General features: G+C 67.0%; 10 protein-coding genes and 1 pseudogene. 6 read left to right on the top strand and 5 right to left on the bottom strand.

Annotated elements, in window-relative coordinates:
• Positions 1 to 812 precede the first annotated feature (812 nt).
• The gene (locus RMO12_RS03600; protein WP_309638230.1) at positions 813 to 1,190 is read left to right on the top strand and encodes a hypothetical protein; all 378 of its coding nucleotides are present in this window, start codon (positions 813 to 815) and stop codon (positions 1,188 to 1,190) included.
• An 81-nt stretch (positions 1,191 to 1,271) separates the two neighbouring features.
• On the opposite strand, the gene RMO12_RS03605 is transcribed toward RMO12_RS03600, so the two are convergent.
• Positions 1,272 to 1,922, bottom strand: a complete 651-nt coding sequence (locus RMO12_RS03605) for a DUF938 domain-containing protein (RefSeq protein WP_309638231.1) — start codon at positions 1,920 to 1,922, stop codon at positions 1,272 to 1,274.
• A 67-nt stretch (positions 1,923 to 1,989) separates the two neighbouring features.
• Here RMO12_RS03605 and RMO12_RS03610 point away from each other — a divergent pair, with 67 nt between their 5' ends.
• The 4 genes from RMO12_RS03610 to RMO12_RS03625 all read left to right on the top strand — a co-directional run bounded on the left by RMO12_RS03610 (position 1,990) and on the right by RMO12_RS03625 (position 4,557).
• On the top strand, positions 1,990 to 2,565 hold the full coding sequence (locus RMO12_RS03610) for a DUF1415 domain-containing protein (RefSeq protein ID WP_309638232.1): 576 nt from the start codon (positions 1,990 to 1,992) through the stop codon (positions 2,563 to 2,565).
• A 29-nt stretch (positions 2,566 to 2,594) separates the two neighbouring features.
• Positions 2,595 to 3,536 (top strand): DUF808 domain-containing protein, encoded by a 942-nt coding sequence (locus RMO12_RS03615; RefSeq protein ID WP_309638233.1) that lies wholly within the window; start codon positions 2,595 to 2,597, stop codon positions 3,534 to 3,536.
• Between the two features lie 116 nt (positions 3,537 to 3,652).
• Entirely contained in the window at positions 3,653 to 4,354 is a 702-nt protein-coding gene (locus RMO12_RS03620; RefSeq protein WP_309638234.1) for a DUF6781 family protein, read from the top strand.
• Complete coding sequence (locus RMO12_RS03625; protein ID WP_309626685.1) at positions 4,351 to 4,557, top strand: dodecin; 207 nt, start codon at positions 4,351 to 4,353, stop codon at positions 4,555 to 4,557. Before RMO12_RS03620 ends, RMO12_RS03625 begins: the two co-directional genes overlap by 4 nt.
• Positions 4,558 to 4,688: 131 nt before the next feature.
• On the opposite strand, the gene rsgA is transcribed toward RMO12_RS03625, so the two are convergent.
• Both rsgA and RMO12_RS03635 read right to left on the bottom strand, forming a co-directional pair.
• Positions 4,689 to 5,606, bottom strand: coding sequence for a ribosome small subunit-dependent GTPase A (gene rsgA, locus RMO12_RS03630; protein ID WP_309626684.1), 918 nt, complete (start codon positions 5,604 to 5,606; stop codon positions 4,689 to 4,691).
• A gap of 13 nt (positions 5,607 to 5,619) precedes the next feature.
• The gene (locus tag RMO12_RS03635) at positions 5,620 to 6,900 is read right to left on the bottom strand and encodes a M48 family metallopeptidase (protein WP_309638235.1); all 1,281 of its coding nucleotides are present in this window, start codon (positions 6,898 to 6,900) and stop codon (positions 5,620 to 5,622) included.
• A 59-nt stretch (positions 6,901 to 6,959) separates the two neighbouring features.
• On the opposite strand from RMO12_RS03635, the gene orn reads away from it, so the two are divergent.
• Positions 6,960 to 7,538, top strand: a complete 579-nt coding sequence (gene orn, locus RMO12_RS03640) for an oligoribonuclease (RefSeq protein ID WP_309626682.1) — start codon at positions 6,960 to 6,962, stop codon at positions 7,536 to 7,538.
• A gap of 71 nt (positions 7,539 to 7,609) precedes the next feature.
• Here orn and RMO12_RS03645 read toward each other — a convergent pair whose 3' ends face one another.
• Together RMO12_RS03645 and RMO12_RS03650 are read right to left on the bottom strand one after the other, a co-directional pair.
• Positions 7,610 to 8,182, bottom strand: coding sequence for a ferritin-like domain-containing protein (locus tag RMO12_RS03645; RefSeq protein ID WP_309626681.1), 573 nt, complete (start codon positions 8,180 to 8,182; stop codon positions 7,610 to 7,612).
• Positions 8,183 to 8,336: 154 nt separating this feature from the next.
• Positions 8,337 to 8,520 (bottom strand): annotated as a pseudogene (locus RMO12_RS03650) (hypothetical protein); the annotation flags it as partial.

Consider the following 8,520-nt stretch of genomic DNA (forward strand, 5'->3'; position numbering starts at 1 on the left):
TAGACATTGAAACAACAAATACCACTGCTAGTGAGTGCGCCGCCAAACTGGCAGCGTGGTTGGCCTTGGAACCTAAGCCAAATGCTTTTCCGCACCAATGAGCAGCGGCCTAACCATTCGCTCAACCGGACACATTGCGGCAGTCCAAGTTTGGGCTTCATTTCATTCTTGCCAAAACTCGGCCTACCGCAAAGTACCGGTTAACTTCGTTAGGCTCCGCAAAAAACATGCATCCAGGCATTCTCGCGATCTGCGTGGCTCTCCTGTCCGCATTGATCACGGCGCATGCGCAGTTGCTAACGCTGAAGGCACCAGTGCTTGCTTGCATCGCACCCGAGAGGCTCGTCTGCGGATGCAGCATTCGTCTTGCGGGTGTGCCCTGCACAAAGCAAGCTTTCTCAAGTCAACCTCACCTCTTCACTGAATTACAGCCAAACGCACCGCTCCTCATCACGCTGGATGGCGAGGAACTGAGCATCGCGCACGTAAGCCACTTCGGAACCTCTATCAAGGGCGATCCCCCAGGACACTCAACCGACGTGTATTCATCCCCAATGCTCAAGGCAACAGTCCAGTACAGCCCCGCTGCCAGCACTTGCCCCAAGACCAAGACAGACGGCTGCGAATTTACGAACATTCGAGCGCAGGTCTCACTCCGCTTCCGCAGCGGTCAAGTCATCAACTACCAAGGCGCTGGCGCATGCGGCTGCTAAATGCGGAGCCTAACTATGGTGCAACGCTACTCCCCTATGCTGGCTAACTGGTCAGCCCAGAGACGACGGCCTCCGGTCGCGCCTGACCTACGACCTTAGGTGACACACATGGCCAGTGGATGGATTCAAGATGACGACCTGCCAACCTGGGCCCATACGGCCCTGTTGATGATCGTTGTGTCGCCCTTCGCGCTCCTGCTGATCTGGCCTGGTTCGAGAGCAGTTGCGACCGGCGTCCTTCTGCCCATGATGGGGCCTGAGTTTGGCCAATGGATGTTCGGGCACCAGGAGCTACGCGGTCATCACGCCGTTCTAGCCGGGTGGGTATTGATCAGCTTGGGTGTTACGTTCTTTGCTCTGGGTGCTTCTTTTAGCCGCTGGGCGCAAGAGCGCCTACTGATGCGAACGCTACCGTGGGTACTGCTGATTTTTGACCTGGTTTTTTACTCGTACGTGCTTCAGGTGGTCAAGCCGTGATGAGGTGAAGTGCTTTATCGGTTAGCGAAGCGGGTTATGTCCGTGCCGACGTCTGACACCACCGCCAGCGCGGTCGTCACGTCAATGCGGTCGATGCGGGTCAAGTCCAATTACGGGCGCGGCGCGCGCGAACACCAACACCAGGTTGTTGGCCGGCATCGAGACACGTTCGCGCAGCGCAAGGCCCGCTCGCCCGGCCTGGGCCACCACGTCGCGCAAGCGGCGCACGCCCCATGCCGTGTCGCGTGCGCGCAGGTCGGCGTCGAAGGACAGGTTGCCCGGCGCCGCCGGCTCGCCGTCGACGAAGTAGGGCCCGTAGGTCACCAGCACGCCGCGCGCCGACAGATGCCGCGCCGCGCCGACCATCAGCGCCTCACAGGCGGCCCACGGCGCGATGTGCAGCAAGTTGGCGCAATAGATCGCATCGACTTCGCCCACCGGCCACGGCACAGCCGTCACGTCGAGCCGCAGCGGTACACGCACGTTGCCCAGGCCGGCGTGCGCCACCCGGGCCGCCGTCGACGCCAGCGCCGCCGGGTCCGGATCGCTCGGCTGCCAGACCCAGCCCGGCAGGGCGGCCGCGAAGTGGCAGACATGCTGCCCGGTGCCGCTGGCGATCTCCAGTGCCGCACCCATGGCCGGCAGCACACGCTGCAGCACGTCGAGGATCGCCGCTTGGTTGCGCTCGGCGGCGGGGCTGTGAAGCAGGGCTTCGGGGGAAGGGGTCGGCATCATTTCAGGGTGAGCGGCTGTTAGCCTCGTCACCCGCATTTTGCGCAGCCCACCGCATGGCCCGCCGATGAACCCCGACCCCACCGCCGTACTCGACCCCATCGCCCACACCCGCGCCTGGGTCGAGCGCGCGGTCATCGGCCTGAACCTCTGCCCGTTCGCGCGGGCGGTGCAGGTGAAGCAGCAGGTGCGCTATTTGCTATGCGTTGCGCGTGACACCGACACCCTGCTGGCCGTGCTGTGCGACGAAATGCGCCTGCTCGTGCAGGCCGAGCCAGCGCAGATCGAGACCAGCTTGCTGATCCACCCCCACGTGCTGGGCGACTTCGCCGACTTCAACGACTTTCTGGGCGTGGCCGACGCAGCGCTCGCGCAGCTCGGCCTCGCGGGGGTGTTGCAGGTGGCGAGCTTCCACCCCGATTACCGCTTTGCCGCAACCGAGGCCCGCGACCTGGGCAACGCCACCAACCGCTCGCCCTACCCGACCTTGCACCTGTTGCGCGAGGCGAGCGTCGAGCGCGCGGTGCAGGCGTTTCCCGAGGCCGACGCCATTTACGAGAACAACATCCGCCGCCTGCGGGCGCTCGGCCCGCGCGGCTGGGCCGAGTTGCAGGCGCAGTGCGTGCGTGACGCTCACGGCTGACCGCCAACACCACGAGACGAGGACCCCCGATGGCCGCCAGCAGCCTGCTGCTCCTGATCGACGACATTGCCTCGGTGCTCGACGACGTGTCGCTGCTCACCAAGGTGGCTGCCAAGAAGACGGCCGGCGTGCTGGGCGACGACCTGGCGCTCAACGCGCAGCAGGTGGCCGGCGTGAAGGCCGAGCGCGAGTTGCCGGTGGTGTGGGCGGTGGCCAAGGGCTCGTTCATCAACAAGGGCATCCTGGTGCCGGCGGCGCTGGCGATCAGCGCCTTTGCGCCGTGGGCGGTGACGCCGCTGCTGATGGTCGGCGGCGCCTTCCTCTGCTTCGAGGGCTTCGAGAAGCTGGCGCACAGGTTCTTGCACGACGCCGAGGACGACGCCCACCGCGCCGAACTGGCACGCGCCGTGGCCGACCCGACGACCGACCTGGTGGCGGTGGAGAAGGACAAGATCAAGGGCGCCGTGCGCACCGACTTCATTCTCTCGGCCGAGATCATCGCCATCACGCTCGGCACGGTGGCGGCCCAGCCCTTCATGACGCAGGTGGCCGTGCTCGGCGGCATCGCGCTCATCATGACGGTGGGCGTCTACGGTCTCGTGGCGGGCATCGTCAAGCTCGACGACGGCGGCCTGTGGCTCAGCCGGCGCCCGGGTGCCTTGGCGCAGTCGATCGGGCGCGGCATCCTCACCGCGGCGCCGTGGCTGATGAGGTTCTTGTCGGTGGCCGGCACCGCGGCCATGTTCCTGGTGGGCGGCGGCATCCTCGTCCACGGCATAGCGCCGCTGGGGCATGCCATCGAAGGCCTGGCCGAGCGCGCCACCGCGTTCGGTGGCCTCGGCGGCGTGCTGCATGCGCTGCTACCACTGCTCGCCAATGCGGTCGTGGGCCTGGTGGCCGGCGCGCTGGTGCTGGCGGCGGTACACGCGGCCAAGCGCTTCATGCCGGCTCGCAAGAGCCGCCCGGCCTGAGCGAACGCCGCACCACGGCTTGCGTGCGTGGGCCAGATCGCGACGGTTCAGCGCTTGTCTCGGGCACGCGCTCGGCTCACACTGCGCATTCCTTTTTCACCACCACGAGGACCACCATGGCCAAGACCGCCGGTATCGACCAAGACGCACTGATCGACATGTTTTCGCAGGCCACCGCCAAGCAGGGCGAGGCGCTGCGCACGGCCGTCAGCACCGCCACCCTGCGCGCCCTGCAGGGGCGTGAGCTGACACTTTCCAACATTCGCAGCGTGCTCAAGACGGTGACGCAGGCGGCGAGCGCCGGGGCGGCCAAGAATGACGCGCGCGCGCCCGACATCGAGTCCATGCTCGGCAGTGCCTTTGGCGGCATGGACGCGGCATTGCTGCAAGCGGTGGAGGCCAACCGCCGCGCACTGCAGCAGTTCGTCGACCAGGGCATGGGCCTGCAGGAGGGGCGGCTCAAGACCGCACTTGCCGAGATCGAGAAGATGGAGGACACGCTGTTCGCCACCGTCGGCAAGGCCGCGCAGGGCGCTGCGGCGCCGCTGCAGGGCCCGTGGAGCCAGGTGCTCGAGTCGATGAAGCTCAAAGGCACCGACACCGGCACGCAGGCGAGCGCGGCGGTCGAGCAGCTGATGACGCAGGCGCAGACCGCCTTGCGCGACAGCCGGGCGATGAGCCTGCGCGCCGGGCAGGCCATGATGGACAGCTATGCGGCGCTGGTGAGTGGCGTGCTGATCGGCATGTCCGAAGCCCTGCAGCAAGGCGGCGCGAAACCGGCCGAGACGGCCACGTCCACACCCAGGAGCAAGCGATGAGCGAACACGTCTACAAACTGCTCGAGCTGACCGGCTCGTCGGCCATCAGCATCGAAGACGCGGTGCAAAAAGCCGTCGCCAAGGCCAGCGAAACGGTGCGCAACATCCACTGGTTCGTGGTCACCGAGACGCGCGGCCACGTCGTCGATGGCAAGGTGGGGCACTGGCAGGTGTCGCTCAAGGTCGGCTTCACGCTCGAGTAGCGACCGCGCCGCGCGGCCCCGCTGGCTCCCTCGCCGCTTCAAGGAGAGGGCCGCGGTGGGCCCGTGCGGCTTGGCGCGACGCCCTCACTGAGGCTCTTCCCCGGCGGGGCGACGAGCCAATGCTTGCCCGGCTAGCGCCTCGGCCCGCTCGACAGCTCGTCCATCAACTGCCCGTAGATGCGCCAGCGATTGGCGGTGATCGCGCCGCGCTCCACCGCGGCAATCACCGAACAGCCCGGCTCATGGCGATGAGCGCAGTTGTAGAAGCGGCAGCCGTCGGCGTGTTCGCGCAGGTCGGGCATGTAGCCGGGCAGTTCGGTCGGCGCGATCTGCTGGAGGCCGAATTCCTGGAAGCCCGGCGAGTCGATCAGCGCGGTTTGCGTCTCGCGCTCGAGCCAGTACCACTGCGTGGTGGTGGTGGTGTGGCGGCCGGAGTTGAGCGCCTTGGAAATTTCGCCGACCTGCGCCTTGGCATTGGGGATCAGTGCGTTGATCAGGGTGCTCTTGCCGGTGCCCGAAGGCCCGAGCACGAGTGTCGTGCGGCCGGCCAGGGCCGGCTTGAGCACTGCCTCTGCCGCGTCACGCTCGTCCTTGAGCGACAGCTCGATGACGTGGTAGCCCATCGCGCGGTAGGGCGCCAGGCGCTCGAGCTGTGCGGGCGCATCGGGCAGGTCGCTCTTGTTGAGCACGATGCTCGCCGCAATGCCGGCCGATTCAGCCGCGATCAGCGAGCGCGCGAGTTGGGACTCGCTGAACTGCGGGTCCACCGCCACCCACACCAGCAGCAGGTCGAGGTTGGCGGCAAAGGACTTGGTCTTCCACTCGTCCTGCCGGAACAGCAGGTTGCGGCGCGGCTCCAGCTGTTCGATCACGCCTTCATCGTGGTCGCCGCCGGTGGATTGCCAGCGCACGCGGTCGCCCACCACGGCGTCGCTTTTCTTGCCGCGTGGATGGCAGATCAGGCGCCGGCCCTCGGGCGTCTCGATGATGTAGTGGCGGCCGTGGCCGGCGACCACCAGCCCGAGGTCGAGTTCGACCGTGCGGCTCAAGCGCTGGCTTTCATCAAGGCGCCGCGGCGCCGAGCGCGCCCATCGCCGCCAGCCGCTCGGAGGCCGGCGGGTGCGAGTAGTAGAAGCGCACGTAGAGCCGGTCGGGCGTGAGTGTCGAGGCGTTGTCCTCGTAGAGCTTGAGCAGGGCAGCGCCCAGGTCGCGCGCGCTCGTCTGCGCGCAGGCGTAGGCGTCTGCCTCGAACTCATGGCGGCGCGAGAGGCGGGCGAACAGCGGCGTGACGAAGAAGCCGAACACCGGCCCGGCCAGCAGGAACAACAGCAGCGCGAGCGCGTCGTTGGGCACGCCGAGCGCGGGCGCGACGCCCAGGCCGGTGTAGAAGCCGACCTGCTGCGAGAGCCAGCCGAGCAGCGCGAACGCAGCCAGGCTGAGCGCGAACAACATGGCAACGCGCTTGACCACATGGCGGTGCTTGAAGTGGCCCAGTTCGTGCGCGAGCACCGCCTCGACCTCGGTGGGCGAGAGCTTGGCCAGCAGGGTGTCGAAGAACACCACGCGCTTGGCCTTACCGAAACCGGTGAAGTAGGCGTTGGCATGGGCCGAGCGGCGGCTGCCGTCCATCACGAACAGGCCCTGGGCAGCGAAACCGCAGCGCGCCATGAGCGACTCCACGCGGGCCTTGAGTGCGCCGTCTTCGAGCGGCTGGAATTTGTTGAACAAGGGCGCAATGACGCTCGGGTAGACCAGCAGCGCGAGCAGGCTGAAGGCCACCCACACGCCGAAGCCCCAGAGCCACCACCCCGGCCCGGCCGCAGCCATGAGCCAGAGCATGAGCGCGGCCAGCGGCAGGCCGACCGCCGTGGCGAGCGCGAGCGACTTCAACTGGTCGGCCCACCACAGGCCGGGCTTCATGTGGTTGAAGCCGTGGCGCTGCTCGAGCCCGAAGGTGCTCCAGGCTTCAAGCGGTAGTTCGATGAGGCTGCTGATGGCGGCAAACGCCGCCAGCAGCGCGAGCTGGTAGCCGAGGTCGCCCAGCCGCGGGTGCGCATGCTCGAGCAGCCACGCATTGAGCGCGTCGAGACCGCCAAGCAAGGTCCAGCCGAGCAGCATGGCGGCGCCGAAGGCCATGGTGAAGATGCCCAGGCGCAGCTTGGCGATGGTGTAGTCGGCGGCGCGCTGGTGGGCCGCCAGCGTCACGGTGGCTTCAAAGGCATTGGGCACGGCAGCGCGGTGCGCCGCCACATGCCGTATCTGCCGGCTGGCGAGCCACAGCCGCAGCAACACCGAAGCCGCCAGAAACACGGTGAACAGCAGGGTCAGAAGGGGGGACGACATGGGCTTGGAGTGTAAATGTTGGCCGACAATGCGCCGCTCGAAAGCACGCTGAGACCCCCATGACCGATACCCCGGACACCGCCGCCGTTGCGCTGGCAAAAAACGAACAGAACCTGGTCTGGATCGATCTCGAGATGACCGGCCTGGACCCGCGGAGCGACCGCATCATCGAGATCGCGGTGGTGGTGACCGACGCGAACCTGGCGACGCGCGTCGAAGGGCCGGTGTTCGCCATTCACCAGAGCGACGCCGTGCTCGACGGCATGGACGCCTGGAACAAGGGCACGCACGGCAAAAGCGGCCTGATCGAGCGCGTGAAGGCGTCGACCATCGACGAGGCCTCGGCCGAGGCGCAGGTGATGGCCTTCCTGAAGGCCTATGTCGGCGCCGGCAAATCGCCGATGTGCGGCAACTCCATCTGTCAGGACCGGCGCTTTCTCGCCAAGGACATGCCGGCGCTGGAAGCCTTCTTCCACTACCGCAATCTCGACGTGAGCACGCTCAAGGAACTGGCCCGCCGTTGGAAGCCGGCCATCCTCGAGGGCGTCAAGAAGGCCCAGGCGCACACGGCGCTGGCCGACGTACACGAATCGATCGACGAGCTCGTCCACTACCGCGAGCATCTGCTCGCGGTTTAAGGCGGGCGGCAGCTGCGCGTAGGCACGCCGCTCGGGCCGCCCCACGGCGCGTTGCAGTGCTGCGCCGCAAGCTAAAGCGAGAGCAGGTCCTTCATCTCGTCGGCATGCTCTTCCTCGTCGGCCAGCACGTCTTCGAGGATGCGGCGCGTGGTTGGATCCTTGTCGCCGATGATCTGCACCATCTGGCGGTAGGTTTCCACCGCAATGCGCTCGGCCACCAGGTTGGCTCGGATCATCGCCTTGAGGTCCGACGAGGTGTCGTAGTCGGCGTGGCTGCGCTGAGTCAGCGTGTCGGGGTTGAAGTCGGGCTCGCCGCCGAGCTGCACGATGCGCGCCGCGATGCGGTCGGCGTGGCCCGCTTCGGCGTTGGCATGCTCCAGAAATTCTTCAGCCACCGCCGACGAGGCAATGCCTTGCGCGGTGAAGTAATGACGCTTGTAGCGCAGCACGCACACCAGTTCGGTGGCGAGCGAATCGTTGAGCAGCTTGACGATCTGGTCGCGCCATTGGCCGTAGCCGGGTGTCACGGCGCCGCCGTCGAGCTGAGTGGCGGCCTGCTTGATGGCGGCCTCGTCCAGACGAAGCGAAGAGTCGTTGCTGCTGTCGCCGGTCGCATCCTGCATCGGTGCCTTGGTTCTTTGCATTTGAAATCCTCGGTGGTGGTCGGTGGATGGCGGCCGTTTTCCAGGGCGGGCAGCGCCGGCCACCCTGCAGCATGTGCCGTGCCTGCGCCGACCCGCCGTGGGAAAACGAGGCGCCGCAGCCGGTCGGCGCACGGCACTGTAGGAGGTGTGCGCCTCAGCGGTCGCTGCGACGCGACAGCCAGTGCGCCAGCGCCATCAGCGCGCCCGCCGCCACGGCGGCGATCACCACCGACTTGACCGGCTCGTCGCGTACGTAGCGCATGCTGCGCTCGCCCGCATAGGCGGCGCGATCACGCAGCTGCAGCGAGCCCTCACGCAGCGTGTCGTAGCCGCGGTGC

This window comes from Methylibium sp., from assembly GCF_031393925.1.
GTDB lineage: Bacteria > Pseudomonadota > Gammaproteobacteria > Burkholderiales > Burkholderiaceae_C > Methylibium.